We start from the raw sequence: 19,376 nt of genomic DNA, 5'->3' as shown, positions 1-19,376 counted from the left end.
GGGGCGCCGGCCCCGGGCGGCGCGGCCACCGCGCGCCCCGCGCGGCCCCCCCCCCCGGCTCGCGCCCAAAACACCCCGCCCCCGCGGCCACCCCCCCCCGCCCCGGGCCGCGTCGGGGCCGCCCGCCGCCCCGGCGCCCCCCCGACCGCGCTCCCGTTCTCGGGACGTCCCGGCCACCGGCCTGCGGCCCCACAGGGCCATCCGGTTCCCGGTGTGAGCCCGAGCCCCGCGCGGGGCGTCCGCCCGCGCGCCCGCCGGAGGCCCTGGCGTGCAGCGGCCCGCGGGGCCCGCCGTCCGCACGGCGGGCCCCGCGGGCCGCTGAGGGGGCGCCACACCCCGGTCTACGTCCCGGCCCTGCCCAGGAGGTGGGCGAAGACGACGACGTTGGAGTCCCAGTGGCGGTTCGCGGTGAGCGAGCCGCCACAAGTAATCAGCCGCAGCTGCGAGTTGCCGCTCCCGCCGTAGACCTTGTCCGTCGGGAAGTCGGCCTTCTTGAACGTCTCCACCGAGTCGACCGCGAACACCGCGGTGGCTCCGTCCCGGCGGTGGACCTCGATCTTCTCGTTCTTCGTGAGGTCCTTGAGGTCGTGGAAGACGGCCTTCTCCGTTTCCGGCGTGTCCATGTGGCCCACGATCACGGCTGGGCCCTTCTGGCCGGGGGCGGGGCCCAGGCGGTACCAGTCGGCCTCCGCGGGCCTGTCCATCGGCGGTGTCTCCATCACCCCCTGGGCGTCGAGGCCCACCGAGCCGACCTCGGCGTCGACGCCGAGGTCGGGGACGGTGATCCGGTCCGGGGCCGAGGGGCCGAGGGCGGCGACGGGCACGATCCCGGTACCGGCCTGCCCGTCGTGCACGGTCTTCGCACCGTCGTGCACGCTTCTCGTTCCCTCGCCGGTGACCGGCGCACCCCCGGCGGAGGCCGAGCAGCCGACCGACACGGCCGCGGCGAGTGCGGTTGCCGCCGCCAGGGCGGCCGTGCGGCGTGCGCGCCGGCCGTCCCGGCGGACGGCCGTCGCCTCAGCCATTGCCGTGCCGGCGACGCAGGGCGAACGCGCCGACCAGGGCCGTCGCGCCGAGGGCCGTACCGGCGACCAGGCCGGTGTTGTCACCGCTCGCGGAGGCGGCCGGGGCCATGCCGGTCTGGACGGAGCCCTTGGGAACCTTGTACTGGTGCGGCTGGACGGGCTTCACCTGGTCGGAGCGGGTGTGCGCGGCGGTGTGCCGACCGCTGTCCTCGTTCGTGTGCCGACCGTTGCCGGTGGCGGCGGCGCTGCCCGCGGCGACCCCGAACTTCGCAGTGTCGATCTTGGTGGTGCCGACGTAGCCGTCCACCGCGTAGTAGCCGCTCCTGGTGTTGCCGGAGACGGTGGCCCGGCCGTGCCAGGTGCCCTCGTGCTGGGGGTCGCGCTCCAAGTTGACCGGGCCGGTGAAGGCGCGTGACTTCACCGTGGCGTTGCCCTTGAGGTTGCCGCTCTCGATCGTGACGGCGACCTTGTCGCCGGGCTTGCCGCCGTCGGTCGACAGGGTCATCGAGGGGTGGGCGGGAACCGGAACCGGCGGGGTGGGGGAGGGGCGGGTCTCCGTGTCCACCAGGAAGGTGGCGGAACTTTGCGCGCCGGTGTCGCCGTAGTCGGCGGTGACCGTCAGGTGCGCGGTGCCGATGCCGAAGCCGGACTTCACGGTGCCAGTGCCCGCGTAGGTGCGGTGGTCGCCGGTCCCGGCGGACGGCGTCAGGCTGATGCGGTCGAGTGCGTCCGACTTCGCGGACACCTTCGCGCCGGTGGGTGCCGTGACCTTGAACCGGACGACCTCTCCGGCCGCGTAGCCCGTCTTGTCCTTGGGCGACGAGGTGACCGACACCACCGGGGCCTCCGCCTTGTCGGAGGCGCTCGGGGCGGCCGTCGGCGTGCCCGGGGCCGGCGACGAGGCGTGAGCCGACGGCGTGTCCGTCGCGGACGGCGTGCCGGCGGCGGCGACCGGCGTCGAGGACGCGCCGGTTTCCGAGGCGAAAGCGGTGGCGGGCGCAGCCATCGCCACCGTGGCGGCGACGGCTATGGCGGAGAGGGTGAATGCCTTGCGCATGAGTGAATCCTCCTCGTGGGGCCGGGCGGTATGCCCGTTACGCCCTCTATGAGGAAGGTGTGCGGTGGCCGGGTTCGTTCGCGCCCGCAGAATTTTTCGGCCGATTCGGGTGGCCTGCCGAAGGTCCCGGAGTGCTCCAGGGGTTCCCACCAGGTGCTTTTGAGGAAGCCGAGAGCGGTCCTTTGCTCTCTGTTTAGTGGCTTTGGTCCCGGCGGTCCCGCTCGGTCCTGTCCACCCGGGCCCGCCCCTCCGTCGCCGTCGGGTCTCCCGGTCGGCGGGGGAGTTCCACCGTGAGGTGCAGTCCGCCGCCGGGACGCGGGGCGAGCGTGAGGGTTCCGTCGTGGGCCTCGGTGATCTTCTTGACGATGGCCAGGCCCAGGCCGACGCCCGCCCGGTCGCCCTGGAGCCGTTCGGTGCCGCGCTGGAAGGGTTCGGTGAGGGTCGGGACGAGCTGCGGGGAGAGCTGTTCGCCGGTGTTCTCCACGGTGAGCACCACCGTGTCGGCGCGGACGCCGGTGCTGACCCGCACGGTGCCTTCGGCGGGCAGGTTGTGGACGATCGCGTTCTGCACGAGGTTCGTGGTCAGTTGCAGCAGCAGGGCGGGTGATCCCGTCGTGGCGGCGATGTCGCCGCAGGTCTCGACGGTGACGCCGTGGGTCTCCGCGAGGGGAAGGAGCGTTTCGGCGGCCTCTTCCGCGAGGAGGGACAGGTCGACGTGTTCCCGGTGGGAGGACCGCCCGCCGGCCCGGCTGAGCAGGAGCAGCGCCTCGGTCAGTTCGATGGCCCGGGTGTTGACCGCGTGCAGGCGGTCGACGAGGGCGCCGCTGTCGTGGTGCGGATCGGCGCGGGCCACGTCGAGCAGCGTCTTCGAGACGGCCAGGGGGGTGCGCAGCTCGTGCGAGGCGTTGGCCGCGAACCTCTGCTGTTCGGCGACGTGCGCTTCGAGCCGCGCGAGCATCGCGTCGAAGGCGTCGGCGAGTTCGCGGAATTCGTCCCGGCGTCCCGGCAGCCGGATCCGGTGGGAGAGCGAACCGCTCGTGGCCCTGCTGGTGGCGTTCGTGATGCGGGTCAGGGGAGCGAGCATGCGGCCGGCCAGGAGCCACCCGCCCACGAGACCGAACACCAGCAGGAACGCCAGGACGGCGGCGGCTCGCGGAACGAAGACGTGCAGAAGGGTGGACCGGATGGGGAAGACACCGCCGTCGGGGCTGTCGTCGGGGTTGTAGAGCATCGCGCGGTCGGGGACGTACCGCAGGAGGAACACCCAGACCGCCGCCATCAGCAGAGCGCCTGCCACCATCAGGAACCCCGCATAGCTGAGGGTGAGTTTGACGCGCACGCTCAGTCCGGGCCGCCTAGCCACGGCCCGGCCCCACGGGTCCGGTGCCCGGCGCCGTGTCGATGCGGTAGCCGACGCCCGCCACGGTGGCGATGACCCAGGGTTCGCCGAGCCGTTTGCGCAGGGCCGAGACGGTGATGCGCACGGCGTTGGTGAACGGATCGGCGTTCTCGTCCCACGCCCGCTCCAGCAGCTCCTCGGCGCTGACGACACCCCCCTCGGCGGCGACGAGCACGTCGAGTACGGCGAACTGCTTCCGGGTGAGCGCGACGTAGCGGCCGTCCCGGTACACCTCGCGCCGGAACGGATCCAGCCGCAGCCCCGCGATCTCCCGTACGGGCGGCCGGCTGTGCCCGCGCCTGCGGTCCAGCGCCCGGAGCCTGAGCACCAGTTCCCGCAGTTCGAACGGTTTCGTCAGGTAGTCGTCGGCGCCCAGGCCGAACCCGGAGGCCTTGTCGTCGAGCCGGTCGGCGGCGGTGAGCATGAGAATGGGCATGCCGCTGCCGGAGGCGACGATACGGGTGGCGATCTCGTCACCGGAGGGGCCGGGCACGTCCCGGTCCAGGACGGCGATGTCGTAGGCGTTGACGCCCAGCAGCTCCAGCGCGGTGTCGCCGTCCCCCGCGGTGTCGGCCGCGATCGCCGCCAGGCGCAGGCCGTCGCGGATGGCCTCCGCCAGGTAGGGCTCGTCCTCGACGATCAGTACACGCATGGTCCTCAGGCTACGAGCCGGCCCCTATCGCCGGTGTATCAAAAACCGCATACGGGCCGACAACGCCGCCCTGCCTTCACTGGCGGTATGACTCGCACCGATGCACCCGCAGCCACCACCACCCGCCGGATCCGCTGGCTCGTCGTCCTCGGCCCGGCGGCCGTCCTGGCGGTGATCACCCCGGTCCTCGGCCACCAGGGACCGACGTCCCCGCCCGCTTCGTCCTCGTCGTTACCGCCCGCCCAGCCTCCCCCGGCCGGGGGACCGGCGGAGAGGCCCGGGAGCGGCCCCCGGGCCGCGGCGGGCCGGGCCGACGGCGTCGTGCCCGAGGGCGTGACGGTCTTCGACGACACGTTCCCCGCCGTGAGCAGGCTCGACCCGGACCTGCGCAAGGCCCTGCGCCGGGCCGCGCGGGACGCCGCGGACGCGGGCGTCGAGTTCCACGTCAACAGCGGGTGGCGCTCCCCGGCTTACCAGAACCGGCTCCTGCGCGAGGCGGTCTCCAAGTACGGGTCCGAGGAGGAGGCCTCCCGGTGGGTGGCCTCCGCGGCGACGTCTCCCCACGTGTCGGGCGACGCGGTCGACATCGGGCGCTCCGGGGCGACGAGGTGGCTGTCCCGGCACGGCGCCGCGTACGGGCTGTGCCAGATCTACGGCAACGAACCGTGGCACTACGAACTGCGCACGGAGGCGGTCGGCAGCACCTGCCCGCCGATGTTCGCCGACCCCACCCAGGACCCGAGGATGCGGCGCTGACGACCCGAGAGACAGCAGCCGCAGCAGGAACCGGACGACAGACAGCGGCACCCGGCCGCGGGAGAGAGCAGACGATGACGCAGGCGGACACCACGGAACCCGGCGGCAGGAGCCGGGAGGACATCCCGGTGGGTGCCGGGGGCGGGGGTGCGGCGGATGCGCGGAATGGTCCGGCCGCCGGATCCGGTTACGCGGCGGACGGCCCTGCGCCGGGCGGCCGTGGCGGGGTTACGGGGAGCCGCGCGACGGCTGCCGGAACGGAGGGCCCGCCGGTCTCCCGTACCCCTGCCGCCGGAACCGGCGGACCGCCGGTCACCGCTGCCCCTGCCGCAGGAACCGGCGGACCGCCGGTCACCGCTGCCCCTGCCGCCGGAACCGGCGGACCGCCGGTCACCCCTGCCGCTGCCGCCGGAACCGGCGGGGCGGCGGGCAGCCGTACGCCGCCGCCGGGGCCCTGGAAACGCGGCCCGGTGCTCGCCGCGTCGGCGCTGCTCCTCGGCCTGCTCATGCTGCTGCACGCGCACATCCCGAACCGGGCCGGCGGCCTCGGCAGCCTGGTGGAGACGTTCCTGCCCTGGTTCGGCCTGCTCGTCCCGGTGCTGCTCCTCGCGGCGCTGCGGCGCCGTTCCGCCATCGCGGCCGTCGCGCTGCTGGTGCCGGTCGCGGTGTGGCTGGGGCAGTTCGGCGGACTGCTGGGCGACAAGTCCCGCCCGGCCGCCGACCTCACCGTGATCAGCCACAACGTCGGCGCCGAGAACCCCGACCCCGCCGGCACCGCCCGCGTCCTGGCCGCCTCCGGCGCGGACCTGCTGGCGCTGCTGGAGGTGACCGAGGACGCCCGCAGCACCTACGAGAAGGAGCTGGCGAAGGTGTATCCGCACCGCACGGTGCAGGGCACGGTCGGGCTGTGGAGCAAGCGCCCGCTGTCGCGCACCCGGCCCGTCGACACCCTGATGGACGCCGGCCCGCTCGGGGACGCCAAGCCGGCGCACGTCAAGATGACCTACAACCGGTCGCTGCGCACCACGGTGCACACGGCCCGCGGGCCCCTCGCCGTGTACGTCGCCCACCTCGGTTCCGTGCGCGTCAACCCCCGGGAGGGCTACGCGACGGCCGACCGGGACAGGGGTGCGCGGGCGCTCGCCGCGGCCGTCGCCGCCGAGCCGAACGAGCGGGTGATCCTGCTCGGCGACCTGAACGGCACCACGGACGACCGTGCGCTGAACGTCCTCACCGCTCGACTGCGCCCCGTCCACGAGGAGGCCGGGCACGGCTTCGGCTTCAGCTGGCCGGCGAAGTTCCCGCTGGTACGGATCGATCAGATCATGGTGCGCGGGATGCAACCGATGAGTTCCCGGGTCCTTCGGGCCACCGGCAGCGACCACCTGCCGGTGGCGGCGGGAATCAGCTGGCCGGCTTCCCGGCCCTGACGGGGCCCGACCCCGGGGACGGGCTTCCCGACCAGCTGACCGGCCCGCCCCCCGCCCGGCCCCCCGGGCCAGGCCGGCCCCCGGCCGCGTCACGCGACGGCGGTTCCCTCCAGTTCGACCAGCTGGCCGGGGATCGCCAGCCGCGTCACGCCGAGCATCGTGGTGGTCGGTGCCACTCCGGCCGCGCCCAACCGTGCCGCCAGCACGCCGTAGTGCGGGAAGAGCTCATCCACGTCGGTCGTGCAGACGTTGAGCCGGACGAGGTTCGCCAGCGTCATGCCCGCCTCGCGGAGCACGGCCTCCAGGTTGTCGACGCTCAGCGCCAGTTGTGCCTCCATGTCGCCGTCGTGCTGCGGCTTGCCCTCGTCGCTCATCGCGGTCTGCCCGGAGATGTACAGGGTCCGGGTGTGCCCGGAGACGACCTCGCCCTGGTTGAACCCCATCTCCACCGACCACGCCACGGGGTTGACCGCTGTGCGTTCCACTGCCATGTCAGAGTCCTTCGCTCGACGGGATCACGTACGGCCGTCGGCCCGGGAGCCGACGGCTTCGACGTCGTGGTCATGAGCCTCGCAACAAATCACGACACCCTCGGTCACGTATTCCGACGGAGATTCCACGTGTACGCACGCGGCTTGTTTGAGCACTGCTCAAACTCATCGCCGACTGGCCACCTGTCGCTCGCTGCTGCCCTGGCGAGTAAACGACAGAGCCTGCGACTGCGTTTCCCATCGAGTCACCTCGTGTTTAGAGTGGTGTTCTAACCGATGCCGGAAGGGTGAACCGGAGGAGTGAAGGCGTGCGACTGACCCCGACCGAACGTGACCGGCTGCTGCTCTTCGGAGCGGCGGAACTCGCTCGGGCCCGCAGGGCGCGCGGGCTGCGGCTCAACGTCCCCGAGGCGACCGCCCTGATCGCGGACACCGTCTGCGAGGCGGCGCGGGACGGGCGACGGCTCGCGGAGGCGATCGAAGCGGCCCGCGGGGTGCTCGGACCCGACGACGTCCTGCCGGGCGTCGCCGACGTCGTCACCGAGGTGCACGTCGAGGCGGTCTTCGACGACGGTTCCCGGCTCGCCGTGGTGAGCGACCCCATCGGCGGCGGCACGCTCGGCGAGGACGCCCCCGGGGCGCTGCTGCCCGGCCCCGGGTACGAGGACCCCGCCCCGACCGTACGGATCACCGTGCGCAACACCGCCGACGTGCCGGTGTCCGTCACCTCGCACTTCCACTTCTTCGAGGCGAACCCACGGCTGGACTTCCCGCGGGCCGCCGCGTACGGGATGCGGCTCGCCGTACCCGCCGGATCCTCCTTCCGCTTCGGCCCCGGCGAGAGCGCGGACGTGGGGTTGCTCCCGATCGGCGGCGACCGCGTCGCGATCGGCTTCGCCGGCCTGGTCGACGGTGCGCTCGACGCCCCGGGGGCGAAGGAGGAAGCCCTGCGCCGGGCGGCGGCGTGCGGCTACCTCGGAGCGCGGCCATGACGGGCGGCCCGACCGCACCCCACCGCGCGGCCCGCCCCGTACCGTCCGCCGGTCCCGTACCGCCGGGCCCTCCGGTACCGCCGGCCGGTGCCGTACCGCCGGCCCGCCCCGTACCGTCCACCGGTGCCGTACCCCCGCCGGATCCCGTACCGCTGCCGCCCGCCCGCCCCGTGCCTCGGGCCCTGCGCGTGTGCGTGAAGTCGGGGATCCGCCCCCTGGCTCCTGTGTCTCCCTGCCCCACCACCACCCCCCGTCCGACGGAGGCGACCCCATGACCGCTGCCATCACCCCGTACGAGTACGCCGCCGTGCACGGCCCCCGGACCGGCGACCGGGTGCGGCTCGGGGACTCCGGGCTCGTGGTGCGGGTGGAGTCCGACTCCCAGCGGCCGGGCGACGAGTTCCTCGCCGGCTTCGGCAAGACCGCCCGCGACGGGCTGCACCTCAAGGCCGCCGCGGTGCGCGACACCTGCGACGTGGTGATCAGCAACGTGCTCCTCATCGACGCCGTCCAGGGCATCCGCAAGGTGTCCATCGGGATCCGGGAAGGCCGTATCTCCGGAGTCGGCAGGGCCGGCAACCCCGACACCCTCGACGGTGTCGACGTCGTCGTCGGCACCGGGACCAGCATCGTCTCCGGCGAGGGCCTGATCGCCACCGCCGGAGCGGTGGACACCCACGTCCACCTCCTCTCGCCCCGGATCATGGAGGCCTCCCTCGCCTCCGGGGTGACCACGATCATCGGCCAGGAGTTCGGCCCGGTGTGGGGCGTCGGCGTCAACTCGCCCTGGGCGCTGCGGCACGCCTTCAGTGCCTTCGACGCCTGGCCCGTCAACATCGGCTTCCTGGCCCGGGGTTCGTCCTCGCACGGCGCGCCGCTGGTCGAGGCGCTCGCCGAGGGCGGGGCGTCCGGGTTCAAGGTCCACGAGGACATGGGCGCGCACACCCGCGCCCTGGACACCGCCTTGCGGGTCGCGGAGGAACACGACGTCCAGGTCGCCCTGCACAGCGACGGGCTGAACGAGTGCCTGTCCGTCGAGGACACCCTGAGGGTGCTGGAGGGCCGGACGATCCACGCCTTCCACATCGAGGGCTGCGGCGGCGGACACGTACCCAACGTCCTGAAGATGGCGGGCGTGCCGAACGTCATCGGCTCCTCCACCAATCCCACCCTGCCCTTCGGCCGGGACGCCGTCGCCGAGCACTACGGAATGATCGTCTCCGTACACGACCTGAAGACCGACCTGCCGGGCGACGCCGCCATGGCCCGCGACCGCATCCGCGCCGGGACGATGGGTGCGGAGGACGTCCTGCACGACCTCGGGGCCATCGGCATCACCTCCTCCGACGCCCAGGGCATGGGCCGCGCGGGGGAGACCGTGCGCCGCACCTTCCAGCTCGCCGGGAAGATGAAGGCGGAGCGCGGCGCCGAGGGCGACGACGACAACGCCCGGGTCCTGCGCTACATGGCCAAGCTGACCATCAACCCCGCCCTCGCCCACGGTCTCGCCCATGAGGTCGGCTCCGTGGAGGTCGGCAAGATGGCGGACATCGTCCTGTGGCGGCCCGACTCCTTCGGCGCCAAACCGCAGCTCGTACTGAAATCGGGCTTCCCCGCGTACGGGGTGACCGGCGACCCGAACGCCGCCACCGACACCTGCGAACCCCTCGTCCTGGGACCGCTGTTCGGCGCGCACGGCGCGGCTCCCGCCGACCTCTCCGTCGCCTTCGTCGCCCAGGCGGCCCTCGCCCAGGGCAACGACAGCATGCCCACCCGCCGCCGCAGGGTCGCCGTGCGCGGTACCCGCGGCATCGGTCCCGCCGACCTCCTCCTCAACTCCCGTACCGGAACCGTCGACGTCGACGGCCGTACGGGCCTGGTCACCCTCGACGGCGACCCGTTGCGCTCCGCACCCTCCGACTCCGTCCCGCTCAACCGCCTGTACTTCCTCTGACCCGCGAAAACCCCACACTCCCCAAGGACGACCATGTTCCGCATGCCCGCCGAATGGGCCCCGCACGAGCGCACCTGGATGGCCTGGCCCGGCCCCAACACCACCTTCGCCGACCCGGCGGAACTCGCCGAGTCCCGCGAGGCATGGGCGGCGGTGGCCCGTGCGGTGCGACGCTTCGAACCCGTCACCATGGTCGTGGCCCCCGGCCAGGCCGGCAGCGCCGCCGCCCTCCTGGGCCCCGGCGTCGACCTCGTGGAGCACGACCTCGACGACGCCTGGATGCGCGACATCGGCCCCACCTTCGTCACCGACGTGTCGAGCGGTCAACTGGCCGCCGTGGACTGGGTGTTCAACGGGTGGGGCGCCCAGGAGTGGGCGTCCTGGGAGCAGGACGCGAAGGTCGCCGCACACGTCGCGGACCTCGCCTCCGTACCCGTCCACGCCTCCCCCCTCGTCAACGAGGGGGGAGGGCTGCACGTCGACGGCGAGGGCACCGTCCTGCTCACCGAGACCGTCCAGCTCGGCCCCGAACGCAACCCCGGCTGGACCAGGGAACAGGTCGAGGCGGAGATCCACGCGAAGCTCGGCACCACCAAGGCGATATGGCTGCCCCGCGGCCTGACCGCCGACTACCCCCCGCACGGCTACGGCACCCTCGGCCACGTCGACATCGTCGCCGCGTTCGCCGCACCCGGCGTGGTCCTCGTCCACTCCCAGCCCGACCCCGCCCACCCCGACCACGAGCTGTGCAGGCGCATCGCCGCCCTGCTGCGCGCCGAGACCGACGCCAAGGGGCGCCCGCTGCAGGTGATCGAGGTCCCGGCCCCGGCGGGTGTCAAGGACGAGGAGGGCCACTGGGTCGACCACTCCTACATCAACCACTACCTCTGCAACGGCGGCGTCGTCCTGTGCGCCTTCGACGACCCCCGCGACGAGGAGGCCGCCGCGCTCTTCCGCCGCCTCTTCCCGGACCGCGAAGTGGTCCTCGTCGACGCCCGCACGATCTTCGCGGGCGGCGGCGGCATTCACTGTGTCACCCAGCAGCAGCCGAAGGTGTGACCCGTTCTCACCCTCCCGACGGCAGATGGCCCTGCGTCTGCACGCAGGGCCACACCTGGGCTGCTGACGCCAGCAGAAGACGTAGTCCTCGCCCTCCCGGATAGGGGGCAGGCGTTGGATGCGGCCCGGAAGGTCGACGTGAACGAGCTGGCTGTGACGGAGCGGCGCGCGGTGTACTGGATGGATGTGGCGCGCGCCCTGCACCTGTGCGGCCGGCCGGACAAGGCGGTGAGCGCACTGCTGGCAGCGGAGAAGGAAGCCGAGGAGGAAGTGTTGTCGCGACCGGTGGTGAAGGAGCTGATCGGGGAGATGGTGGCCCGCGACCGAGCGGGGAGGCTGCCTGAACTGCGGCAGCTCGCCTCGCGTGCGGCGGTGCCGGTATGACAGCCCCCGTGCTCTACGTCATCGCGTGCGCGGCCGGCCCCGCATCGGATCTCGGCAGGCTGGTGAGCGAAGCAGTCGATGACGGGTGGGACGTCTGCGTGATCGGGACGCCCACCGCGGTCGACGGCGGGTTCCTCGACGAGGCCGGATTGGCCAAGATGACAGGGCGCCCGGTCCGCTCGTCGTGGCGTCGGTCGAGCGAGGAGAAGAGCAACCCGAAAGCGGACGCCGTGGTGTGCGCGCCGCTGACGATGAACTCGGCGAACAAGCTGGCTGCGGGCGTTTCGGATACCTACGCGCTGGGGCTCGTCATCGAAATGGTCGGCATCGGCGTGCCCGTGGTGGCCCTTCCGTTCTGGTCGACGGCCCTGGACGCGCATCCTGCTACCCGTCGGTCGGTCGAGGTGCTGCGGGAGTGGGGGGTTCGGGTCCTCTACGGTCCGGGTGAGTGGGAGCCGCACCAGCCGGGGACCGGCGGGAAGCAGCTTGCGGCGTACCCGTGGTCCCTGGCACTGGCAGAAGCGCGGCGCCTTTGCGGCTGACGTGTCGGTGCCCGCCGATACGCTTGAGCCATGTCCCCAACCGCCTCTCCTCCCGGCTCCGCACGGTCTGCTGCCGTGGTCAACGAGGTTCGGTGAGCGCGGCAGCGGTGGCGCGGGCGAAGGCTTCCGGATTGTCCAGCATGATGTTGTGTCCGCAGTCCGGAACCATGACGACGGACACCCCGGCCGCAGTGAGTGCGTCGGTGCCCGGAAGCGGGCCGTCGGCCTCGGGAAGCAGATAGGCGCGGGGAATCCTCAGGTCCAGCAGAAGCTCACGCATGGTGGGGACGGTGCCGCGGGTGAGGTGGACCGCGCTGCGGTGCAGGGCCGCACGGCCGGCCAGACGCATCGTCGACCACCAGTGGGGGCCGACCCGGTCGCGGACCGCTTCCCAGCCGTCCGTGAGGAATTCCTGCTCGGAGTAGGCGGCGATACCGCTGCTGCCCGCAGCGCCGGGTGTGCGCGGGACCGGGTCCAGGTTGGCGTCCACCAGGACCAGACGGGAGACCAGCTGCGGGTGCCGGGCGGCCAGGACGATGGCCACCGAGCCACCCATGCTGTGGGCGATCAGTTCGGCTCCGGTGACATTCGCGGAGGTCAGGGCCGTGGCGAGCGTATCCGCGTGCGCTTCCAGGCTGTAGTCGAAGTCCGTCGGCCGGTCGCTGAGGCCGTGACCCAACAGGTCGACCAGCAGCGATCGGCGGCCCGCCAGCAGGGGATGGACCGCGACCTCCGTGTAGTACGCGGGTGAACTGGCGCCCAGTCCGTGCACGTACACGCGCGACGGCTCCTGCCCCGGCAACTCGACCCAGCGGATCCGGTCGCCCTCGGTCGTCACGGCGGCGTTGCGCACAGTCTGCTCCCCTGCGATCCAGAACGATGGAGGGACGAGAGTAGCCACCGAGCCTTGCTGCACGGCCACCGGTCCACCGCACCAGGGTTTCTCCCGCGGAAGCCGGAAGCCGGGAGCCGGGAGCCGGGAGCCGGAAGCCGGAAGCCGACGACCGCGACCGATAGTCGGGAACGGGACCTCGGCAGGGCGCCGCCCCCGATGTCATCCACCACTCGACAGCTCCACCGCCCGGCGTCCGGCCCACTCCGCGTCAGGTACAACGTACGAGTGAAGGAAGCCGCCGAAGCCCCCGCCCCCCGTCGCCGCAAGGCCGCCCCGCCGCGTGAGACCGTGTTCGCCGCCGCCATGGCAGCCATCGCGGACGACGGCCTGGAGAAGCTCACCATGGCAGGGCTGGGGCGGGAGGTCGGGATGAGCAGCGGCCACCTCCTGTACTACTTCCGCTCCAAGGACGAGCTGCTGTTGCGCACCCTGGAATGGAGCGAGGAGCAGCTGGGCGTGGAACGCCGCTCCGCCCTCGCCCGGCAGGTCCCGGTGCGCGAGCGGCTCGGCGCGTACGTGCGGTTGTACGTCCCCGAGGCGCCCCGCGACCCGCACTGGACGCTCTGGCTGGAGCTGTGGAACCGGGCCCGCGCCCTGGACGACGCGGCCCGCGGCCGGCTCCTGGACATCGAACTGTCCTGGCACCGCGACCTGGTGGCCCTGCTCGTCGAGGGCGCCTCGCGCGGTGAACTCCGAGCGGTGGACGCGGAACGCATCGCCACCCGCATCCGGGCCCTGCTCGACGGATTCAGCACCCACGTGGCGATGGGCCTGCCCGGCTCCGACCGTGACCGCGTCCTCGCCCACATCGACGACTTCTTCGACGAGACGCTCGGCGCATGACGCTCGGCACATGACCAGGTGATACGGAACACCGACCGTCGCGGAACACCGACGGTCCCGTACGCCAACGGGCCGGCCGGCTCACCGCCCGGCCGGCCCGTACGGCGCGTCAGACCAGGTCGAACCGGTCCAGCTCCATCACCTTGTGCCACGCTGCGACGAAGTCCGTCACGAACTTCGACTTCGCGTCGTCGCTCGCGTAGACCTCGGCGACCGCGCGCAGCTCGGAGTTCGAGCCGAAGACGAGGTCGGCGCGGGTGCCCGTCCACCTGACGTCGCCGGTGGCGGCGTCGCGGCCCTCGAAGGCGTTGGCGTCACCGGCGACCGACTGCCACCGCGTGCCCATGTCCAGCAGGTTGACGAAGAAGTCGTTCGTCAGCGTTCCCGGGGACTCCGTGAGGACACCGGCCTGCGAGCCCTGGTGGTTGGCGCCCAGCACGCGCAGCCCGCCGACGAGGACGGTGAGTTCCGGGGCGCTCAGGTTCAGCAGGTTGGCCCGGTCGATGAGGAGGTACTCGGCCGGCAGCCGGTTGCCCTTGCCGAGGTAGTTGCGGAACCCGTCGGCGGTCGGCTCCAGCGCGGCGAACGACTCCACGTCGGTCTGCTCCTGCGACGCGTCCACCCGGCCCGGCGTGAACGGCACCTGTACGTCCGTGCCCGCGTCCTTCGCCGCCTTCTCCACGCCGACGCCGCCCGCGAGGACGACCAGGTCGGCGAGGGAGATCCGCTTTCCGTCGGTGCGGCCCGAGTTGAAGGACTCCCGGATGCCCTCCAGGGTACGGAGGACCTGCGCGAGGCGGTCGGGCTCGTTGACCTCCCACCCGCTCTGCGGCTCCAGCCGGATCCGGGCACCGTTGGCCCCGCCCCGCTTGTCGCTGCCACGGAAGGACGCGGCCGACGCCCAGGCGGTCGACACCAGTTCGGAGACCGACAGACCGGAGGAGAGCACCCGCTCCTTGAGGTCGGCGATCTCCGCGTCCCCGACCGTCTCGTGGTCCAGCGCGGGCAGCGGGTCCTGCCACAGCAGCGTCTCGCTCGGTACCTCGGGACCCAAGTAGCGTACGACCGGGCCCATGTCACGGTGTGTCAGCTTGAACCAGGCACGGGCGAAGGCGTCCGCGAACGCGGCCTGGTCGTCCTTGAAGCGCCGCGAGATCGCCTCGTACGCCGGGTCCAGGCGCAGCGCGAGGTCGGTCGTCAGCATGGTCGGGGCGTGCGTCTTCGACGGGTCGTGGGCGTCGGGCACGGTGCCCGCTCCCGCCCCGTCCTTCGGACGCCACTGGTGGGCGCCCGCCGGGCTCTTGAACAGCTCCCACTCGTACCCGAAGAGGATCTCGAAGAAGGAGTTGTCCCACGCGGTCGGGGTGTCCGTCCAGATCCCCTCCAGGCCGCTGGTGATCGTGTCGGCGCCCTTGCCGGTGCCGTGGCTGTTGCGCCAGCCGAATCCCTGCTGCTCCAGCGAGGCGGCCTCCGGGTCGTCGCCCACGGATTCCGAGGGGCCCGCGCCGTGCGTCTTGCCGAAGGTGTGCCCGCCCGCGATCAGGGCGACGGTCTCCTCGTCGTTCATCGCCATCCGGCGGAACGTCTCCCGGATGTCGCGGGCCGCGGCGATCGGGTCCGGAGTGCCGTTGGGGCCCTCCGGGTTGACGTAGATCAGCCCCATCTGGACGGCTCCGAGCGGGTTCTCCAGCTCGCGGTCCCCGGTGTAGCGCTCGTCGTCGAGCCAGGTGGTCTCCGGGCCCCAGTAGACGTCCTCGTCGGGCTCCCAGACGTCGGCCCGGCCGCCAGCGAAGCCGAAGGTCTCCAGGCCCATCGACTCCAGGGCGACATTGCCGGTGAGGATCATCAGGTCGGCCCACGACAGGCTCTGCCCGTACTTCTTCTTCACCGGCCACAGCAGCCGCCGCGCCTTGTCCAGACTGACGTTGTCCGGCCAGCTGTTGAGCGGCGCGAACCGCTGCTGACCGGCGCCCGCGCCGCCGCGGCCGTCACTGATGCGGTACGTGCCCGCGCTGTGCCACGCCATCCGGACCATCAGCGGGCCGTAGTGCCCGAAGTCGGCAGGCCACCAGTCCTGCGAGGTCGTCAGCACCTCGGCGATGTCCCGCTTCACGGTGGGGAGGTCCAGGGCCAGGAACGCCTTCGCGTAGTCGAAGTCCTCGCCGAGCGGGTTGGACACGGCGGGGTTCTTGGCGAGGATCTTCAGGTTGAGCCGCTCCGGCCACCACTGCCGGTTGCCGCCTCCCTGGGTGGGGTGCGGGGCCCGGCCGTGCGCGACCGGGCAGCCTCCCGCGCCGTCCGTCGCACCCGTGTCGTCGGTCTTCGCGTCGGTGACGAGCGCGTCGTGGTTTTCCACCGTGGAGTCCTCTCGCAACTGGGCAGGTCAGCAGGACGAGTGAGCGGGAGGCTCGTACCGGAATGCCTGGTGTCCCCTGGCCCGTCCGGCCCGTCGTCAGGACTTGATCCTATGGTGGACAGGTTCCAGGTCAAGACGCTCGCCGGTTTCTTATTTGTTCCGTACTCTGACAACTGCCGTCGAAATTACGGCACTTTTCCGACGCCGAACCGACACCGAATGGGCGGACCGTCATGAGTGACCTGCTTGAACGGCTGCGCGGGCGCGGCTGGCGGATGACCTCCCAGCGGCGCGTCGTCGCGGAAGTGCTCGACGGCGAGCACGTCCACCTCACCGCGGACGAGGTGCACGCGCTCGCGGTGGGCCGGCTCCCGGAGATCTCCCGCGCGACCGTCTACAACACCCTCGGCGAGATGGTCTCGCTCGGCGAGGTCGCCGAACTCGCCACCGACGGCCGCGCCAAGCGGTACGACCCCAACGCCCATCTCGCGCACCAGCACTTGGTGTGCTCCGGCTGCGGTGTCATCCGTGACGTGCACCCGGACGGCGACCTGCTGGACGCCCTGCCCGCCGATCAGCGTTTCGGCTTCGCCGTCTCGGAGGCGGCGGTCGTCTACCGGGGGCTGTGCCCGGCCTGCGGGACGGCCCGCGACGACTGAGGACCCGGACCCTGTGCCACGGTGCGGTCGGCGTGGACGCACAGCGGGTGGGGTGCGGCGCTGCGGATGCCCATGCGGCGCAACAGGTCGCGGGTGGTGCGCCGCGTGAGGGTGCTGTGCCAGGAAACCCCGGGGTGACGGGCGCGGAGATGGGAGAGGGCCCGGGTGCCGATGCCGGTGGACCGCAGGTGCTCGCTGATGTCGATCCCCGTGATCACGCCTTCGCCGCAGGGCGTGCAGGTGCGGTAGTGGATCTGCCCGACGACCTTGCGGCCGTGGACGAGGAGCAGACAGTCCTCCTCCGGGCCGACGTCCTCGCCCGGGACGCCGGCGGCCTCGCCCGGGATACGGGTGGAGCAGAACTCGATCTCCCGGTACGCCAGGATCCTGAGCCGCAACCGCCTGCCGAGCCCGTCGCGCCGCCCCCGCCTCGCCCCGTGCGGGGCCGCCTCACCGGCGGGAGCGGAACGGAACGGGCCGTACGTGGGACGCGCGTGAATTCCGGACATGTCTACTCGTGTGCCCAGACGTCGGCCGCTGACGCACCTCGTGTTCCCGGAACCCGCGTGCGGCGCCGGAAGCCACGTCTGCACGTCCTGCATGCTGTGACCAGGTCCGTCAGTCCTTTCCGCGCATGTCTACGGTCCGGTCGGTGGTCCTGAGCCAGAGAGAAAGTGGCGCTCGTCGTTGCACGACCACCTGAACCCGCTGTTGATGGTCCGGTAGAAGGCGGTCTCGAACTTCGCCAGGCAGGAGCCGGGTCCGGCCCCGCAGGGGCCGCTACGTCGAGCAGCCGGTGTCGCCCTCGACCAGGCCGTCCTCGCGGAAACGGTTGCCCGCACAGCACCCCACGGCGATAGGTTCGGGGCATGGCCGATATGGACTTGCTCAAGCGTTCCGGTGGCCCCGTGACCCGGAGCCGGATCAGCCGGGACCTGGCGACGCTCGGTCTCGGTGACGGCGACGTCGTCATGTTCCATACCCGGATGTCCGCCATCGGGTACGTGGCCGGCGGACCGCAGACCGTCATCGGAGCCCTTCAGGACGTGGTCGGAACCCGCGGAACCCTCATGGTGACCTGCGGCTGGAACGACGCGCCGCCCTACGACTTCGACACCTGGCCGCAGGCCTGGCAGGACGCTCTGCGAGCCGAACACCCCGCCTACGACCCCGCGCTCAGCGAGGCGGACCACCACAACGGCCGTCTGCCGGAAGCGCTGCGCCGCCGGCCCGGAGCCGTGCGCAGCCGCCACCCCGACGTCGGATTCGCGGCCCTGGGAGCGGCAGCGGACGCGCTGATGGCCGACCACCCCTGGAACGACCCCCACGGCCCCGGCAGCCCCCTCGCACGGCTCGTCACCCACGGCGGGCGGGTCCTTCTGCTGGGCGCCCCCTTGGACACCATGACGCTGCTGCATCACGCCGAGGCGCTCGCCACGGCTCCCGGCAAACGGTTCGTGGACTACGAACAGCCCGTCCTCGTGGACGGTCGGCGGGTCTGGCGTCGCTTCCGCGACATCGACTCCGAGAACGGCGCCTTCGACTACTCGGCCGTGGTGCCCGAGGGACAGGACGCGTTCGAAGTGATGGTCCGGGACATGCTGGCGGCGGGGATCGGCCGTCGGGGCAGTGTGGGCGCCGCCGTCAGCCACCTGTTCGAGGCCGCCGCGGTCGTCGACTTCGCCACCGCCTGGATCGAGGACAGGCTGAGCCGGTAGGACGGTGGGCCGCTCGCCGTACGGCGGCACCTGCCCACCCGGTCGCCGGCGACGTCCGACCCCGCGACGTCATACGGGCGGGCCGGTCGGGACCGAGGTTTCCGCGTCGCGCAGCTCGGCGAGCAACTCGCTCTGGCCGGCCAGTAGTTCGGTGAGGATGCGCCGTGCGGCGCGCAGGAGTTCGGCCACGTCGCCCCCGGCCAGTGCGTAACTGACGGTGGCGCCGTCCCGTATCGAGACCACGATCCCGGACCGGCGCAGCACCGCGAGCTGCTGGGAGAGGTTGGACGGTTCGACCTCGATCTCGTTCAGCAGCTCGCGCACGGGGACGGGGCCGTTCTGCAGCAGTTCCAGTACGCGGATCCGGACGGGGTGCCCGAGCATGCGGAAGAACTCGGCCTTCGCCTGGTACAGCGGCACCTGCATGCGACAACACTCCCACCCGGATTCGACCATTGCACGAGCCGGCAACCGGACCTGCCCGCTCCTCGGTGCGCAGCTCCCGCCATCCTCCCGCCTCCCGGCCCCGGTGGGTGCTCGGCCCGTCACATTCGGATGTTCCGAGTTGCAGATTTCTTCAACTCGTGGGCGTCCGGGACCGGAAGGACAGGGGGACGGTTACAGCTCCAGCCCTGCTTCGATGCGCTTGAGCTGGTGCCGGGCCATCGCCAGGTTCGCCCTGGCCTTGTCCAGTACGAGGTACAGGAACAGTCCGTTGCCTCCCCGGCCCTTGAGGAGGCGGATGAGGTGGTACTGGCCACTGAGCGTGATCAGCACGTCCTCGATGTCCTCCTCGATGCCGAGCATCTCCATGGTGCGGATCTTCGCCCGGATCACATCGGTGTTTCCCGCGGCGGCCACGGTCAGATCGAGGTCCTTGCCTCCGCCCAGCGTTCCCAGCGCCATGCCGCTCGTGTAGTCGACCAGTGCGGCCCCCACGCTCCCTTCGATCGAGGTCATGGCCTCTTTCAAAGAGGTCTCCACATCCGTCATCCGTACCCGCCCCTTCGGCTTTCGACATCCCGGCCGGGCCGCGCTGCTGCGGCCCGGTGGTGATCGAAAACGCTACCGGCTGAGCGTCAGGAGGGTGGGGGAGTGGGCGGATTCGGCTGAAGACGACCCCTGGAACAGGACGCGGGCGGCCGCCGGCCGCGTCGTCCCGCG

The 19,376-nt window shown here is 72.1% G+C and carries 20 protein-coding genes; 10 read left to right on the top strand and 10 right to left on the bottom strand.

Annotated features, from left to right (window positions below; translation table 11 throughout):
* Nucleotides 1–341: 341 nt before the first annotated feature.
* From HNQ79_RS25675 to HNQ79_RS25660, 4 genes are all read right to left on the bottom strand, one after another.
* A complete protein-coding gene (locus HNQ79_RS25675; RefSeq protein WP_185035004.1) occupies nucleotides 342–1,025 on the bottom strand; it encodes a class F sortase in 684 nt (227 codons plus the stop codon).
* On the bottom strand, nucleotides 1,018–2,082 hold the full coding sequence (locus HNQ79_RS25670) for a hypothetical protein (protein ID WP_185035002.1): 1,065 nt from the start codon (nucleotides 2,080–2,082) through the stop codon (nucleotides 1,018–1,020). Before HNQ79_RS25670 ends, HNQ79_RS25675 begins: the two co-directional genes overlap by 8 nt.
* Before the next feature lie 193 nt (nucleotides 2,083–2,275).
* Complete coding sequence (locus HNQ79_RS25665) at nucleotides 2,276–3,427, bottom strand: sensor histidine kinase (protein WP_185035050.1); 1,152 nt, start codon at nucleotides 3,425–3,427, stop codon at nucleotides 2,276–2,278.
* A 10-nt stretch (nucleotides 3,428–3,437) separates the two neighbouring features.
* Nucleotides 3,438–4,133 (bottom strand): response regulator transcription factor, encoded by a 696-nt coding sequence (locus HNQ79_RS25660; protein WP_185035001.1) that lies wholly within the window; start codon nucleotides 4,131–4,133, stop codon nucleotides 3,438–3,440.
* 87 nt (nucleotides 4,134–4,220) lie between these two features.
* Between HNQ79_RS25660 and HNQ79_RS25655 the strand changes: the two genes are divergently transcribed.
* Both HNQ79_RS25655 and HNQ79_RS25650 read left to right on the top strand, forming a co-directional pair.
* The gene (locus HNQ79_RS25655) at nucleotides 4,221–4,889 is read left to right on the top strand and encodes a M15 family metallopeptidase (protein ID WP_185034999.1); all 669 of its coding nucleotides are present in this window, start codon (nucleotides 4,221–4,223) and stop codon (nucleotides 4,887–4,889) included.
* Between the two features lie 470 nt (nucleotides 4,890–5,359).
* Nucleotides 5,360–6,319 carry an endonuclease/exonuclease/phosphatase family protein gene (locus HNQ79_RS25650; RefSeq protein ID WP_373312555.1) on the top strand — a complete coding sequence of 320 codons (960 nt, stop codon included), beginning with the start codon at nucleotides 5,360–5,362 and terminating at the stop codon, nucleotides 6,317–6,319.
* Between the two features lie 89 nt (nucleotides 6,320–6,408).
* Here HNQ79_RS25650 and HNQ79_RS25645 read toward each other — a convergent pair whose 3' ends face one another.
* Nucleotides 6,409–6,810, bottom strand: coding sequence for a RidA family protein (locus HNQ79_RS25645; protein WP_221508133.1), 402 nt, complete (start codon nucleotides 6,808–6,810; stop codon nucleotides 6,409–6,411).
* A 308-nt stretch (nucleotides 6,811–7,118) separates the two neighbouring features.
* Between HNQ79_RS25645 and ureA the strand changes: the two genes are divergently transcribed.
* The 5 genes from ureA (at nucleotide 7,119) to HNQ79_RS25620 (ending at nucleotide 11,741) form a co-directional block, all read left to right on the top strand.
* A complete protein-coding gene (gene ureA, locus HNQ79_RS25640) occupies nucleotides 7,119–7,802 on the top strand; it encodes an urease subunit gamma (RefSeq protein ID WP_185034995.1) in 684 nt (227 codons plus the stop codon).
* Nucleotides 7,803–8,073: 271 nt separating this feature from the next.
* Entirely contained in the window at nucleotides 8,074–9,756 is a 1,683-nt protein-coding gene (locus HNQ79_RS25635; protein ID WP_185034993.1) for an urease subunit alpha, read from the top strand.
* Between the two features lie 33 nt (nucleotides 9,757–9,789).
* On the top strand, nucleotides 9,790–10,815 hold the full coding sequence (locus HNQ79_RS25630; RefSeq protein ID WP_185034991.1) for an agmatine deiminase family protein: 1,026 nt from the start codon (nucleotides 9,790–9,792) through the stop codon (nucleotides 10,813–10,815).
* Between the two features lie 138 nt (nucleotides 10,816–10,953).
* A complete protein-coding gene (locus HNQ79_RS25625) occupies nucleotides 10,954–11,199 on the top strand; it encodes a hypothetical protein (RefSeq protein WP_185034989.1) in 246 nt (81 codons plus the stop codon).
* An 8-nt stretch (nucleotides 11,200–11,207) separates the two neighbouring features.
* Entirely contained in the window at nucleotides 11,208–11,741 is a 534-nt protein-coding gene (locus tag HNQ79_RS25620; RefSeq protein WP_229923460.1) for a flavoprotein, read from the top strand.
* A 79-nt stretch (nucleotides 11,742–11,820) separates the two neighbouring features.
* On the opposite strand, the gene HNQ79_RS25615 is transcribed toward HNQ79_RS25620, so the two are convergent.
* Nucleotides 11,821–12,594 (bottom strand): alpha/beta fold hydrolase, encoded by a 774-nt coding sequence (locus tag HNQ79_RS25615; RefSeq protein WP_185034985.1) that lies wholly within the window; start codon nucleotides 12,592–12,594, stop codon nucleotides 11,821–11,823.
* A 345-nt stretch (nucleotides 12,595–12,939) separates the two neighbouring features.
* On the opposite strand from HNQ79_RS25615, the gene HNQ79_RS25610 reads away from it, so the two are divergent.
* Nucleotides 12,940–13,479, top strand: coding sequence for a TetR/AcrR family transcriptional regulator (locus tag HNQ79_RS25610; RefSeq protein WP_229923501.1), 540 nt, complete (start codon nucleotides 12,940–12,942; stop codon nucleotides 13,477–13,479).
* A gap of 109 nt (nucleotides 13,480–13,588) precedes the next feature.
* Here HNQ79_RS25610 and katG read toward each other — a convergent pair whose 3' ends face one another.
* Complete coding sequence (katG, locus tag HNQ79_RS25605; RefSeq protein ID WP_185034981.1) at nucleotides 13,589–15,835, bottom strand: catalase/peroxidase HPI; 2,247 nt, start codon at nucleotides 15,833–15,835, stop codon at nucleotides 13,589–13,591.
* Between the two features lie 233 nt (nucleotides 15,836–16,068).
* Between katG and HNQ79_RS25600 the strand changes: the two genes are divergently transcribed.
* On the top strand, nucleotides 16,069–16,494 hold the full coding sequence (locus HNQ79_RS25600) for a Fur family transcriptional regulator (RefSeq protein ID WP_185034979.1): 426 nt from the start codon (nucleotides 16,069–16,071) through the stop codon (nucleotides 16,492–16,494).
* Here HNQ79_RS25600 and HNQ79_RS33985 read toward each other — a convergent pair.
* Complete coding sequence (locus HNQ79_RS33985) at nucleotides 16,449–17,003, bottom strand: hypothetical protein (RefSeq protein WP_229923461.1); 555 nt, start codon at nucleotides 17,001–17,003, stop codon at nucleotides 16,449–16,451. The two genes, HNQ79_RS25600 and HNQ79_RS33985, sit on opposite strands and share 46 nt — an antisense overlap.
* 360 nt (nucleotides 17,004–17,363) lie before the next feature.
* Here HNQ79_RS33985 and aac(3) point away from each other — a divergent pair, with 360 nt between their 5' ends.
* The gene (gene aac(3) / locus HNQ79_RS25590; protein WP_185034977.1) at nucleotides 17,364–18,212 is read left to right on the top strand and encodes an aminoglycoside 3-N-acetyltransferase; all 849 of its coding nucleotides are present in this window, start codon (nucleotides 17,364–17,366) and stop codon (nucleotides 18,210–18,212) included.
* Between the two features lie 69 nt (nucleotides 18,213–18,281).
* Here the strand turns inward: aac(3) and HNQ79_RS25585 are convergent, their stop codons facing one another.
* A complete protein-coding gene (locus tag HNQ79_RS25585) occupies nucleotides 18,282–18,638 on the bottom strand; it encodes an ArsR/SmtB family transcription factor (RefSeq protein WP_185034976.1) in 357 nt (118 codons plus the stop codon).
* A gap of 192 nt (nucleotides 18,639–18,830) precedes the next feature.
* A complete protein-coding gene (locus tag HNQ79_RS25580; RefSeq protein ID WP_185034974.1) occupies nucleotides 18,831–19,205 on the bottom strand; it encodes a hypothetical protein in 375 nt (124 codons plus the stop codon).
* Nucleotides 19,206–19,376: the final 171 nt, after the last annotated feature.

Source organism: Streptomyces candidus (assembly GCF_014207445.1).
Classification (GTDB): Bacteria; Actinomycetota; Actinomycetes; order Streptomycetales; family Streptomycetaceae; genus Streptomyces; species Streptomyces candidus.
Note: the sequence above shows the minus strand (reverse complement) of the source record. Positions and strands in the feature narration are given on the sequence as shown.

Bases quoted from the DNA above. Each gene is read 5' to 3' on its own strand.
- HNQ79_RS25630 (WP_185034991.1), top strand. From the start codon at position 9,790: ATGTTCCGCATGCCCGCCGAATGGGCCCCGCACGAGCGCACCTGGATG.
- HNQ79_RS25660 (WP_185035001.1), bottom strand. From the start codon at position 4,133: ATGCGTGTACTGATCGTCGAGGACGAGCCCTACCTGGCGGAGGCCATC.
- HNQ79_RS25610 (WP_229923501.1), top strand. From the start codon at position 12,940: ATGGCAGCCATCGCGGACGACGGCCTGGAGAAGCTCACCATGGCAGGG.
- HNQ79_RS25580 (WP_185034974.1), bottom strand. From the start codon at position 19,205: ATGACGGATGTGGAGACCTCTTTGAAAGAGGCCATGACCTCGATCGAA.
- HNQ79_RS25675 (WP_185035004.1), bottom strand. From the start codon at position 1,025: ATGGCTGAGGCGACGGCCGTCCGCCGGGACGGCCGGCGCGCACGCCGC.
- HNQ79_RS25600 (WP_185034979.1), top strand. From the start codon at position 16,069: ATGAGTGACCTGCTTGAACGGCTGCGCGGGCGCGGCTGGCGGATGACC.
- HNQ79_RS25655 (WP_185034999.1), top strand. From the start codon at position 4,221: ATGACTCGCACCGATGCACCCGCAGCCACCACCACCCGCCGGATCCGC.
- HNQ79_RS25635 (WP_185034993.1), top strand. From the start codon at position 8,074: ATGACCGCTGCCATCACCCCGTACGAGTACGCCGCCGTGCACGGCCCC.
- HNQ79_RS33985 (WP_229923461.1), bottom strand. From the start codon at position 17,003: ATGTCCGGAATTCACGCGCGTCCCACGTACGGCCCGTTCCGTTCCGCT.
- HNQ79_RS25645 (WP_221508133.1), bottom strand. From the start codon at position 6,810: ATGGCAGTGGAACGCACAGCGGTCAACCCCGTGGCGTGGTCGGTGGAG.
- HNQ79_RS25585 (WP_185034976.1), bottom strand. From the start codon at position 18,638: ATGCAGGTGCCGCTGTACCAGGCGAAGGCCGAGTTCTTCCGCATGCTC.
- HNQ79_RS25670 (WP_185035002.1), bottom strand. From the start codon at position 2,082: ATGCGCAAGGCATTCACCCTCTCCGCCATAGCCGTCGCCGCCACGGTG.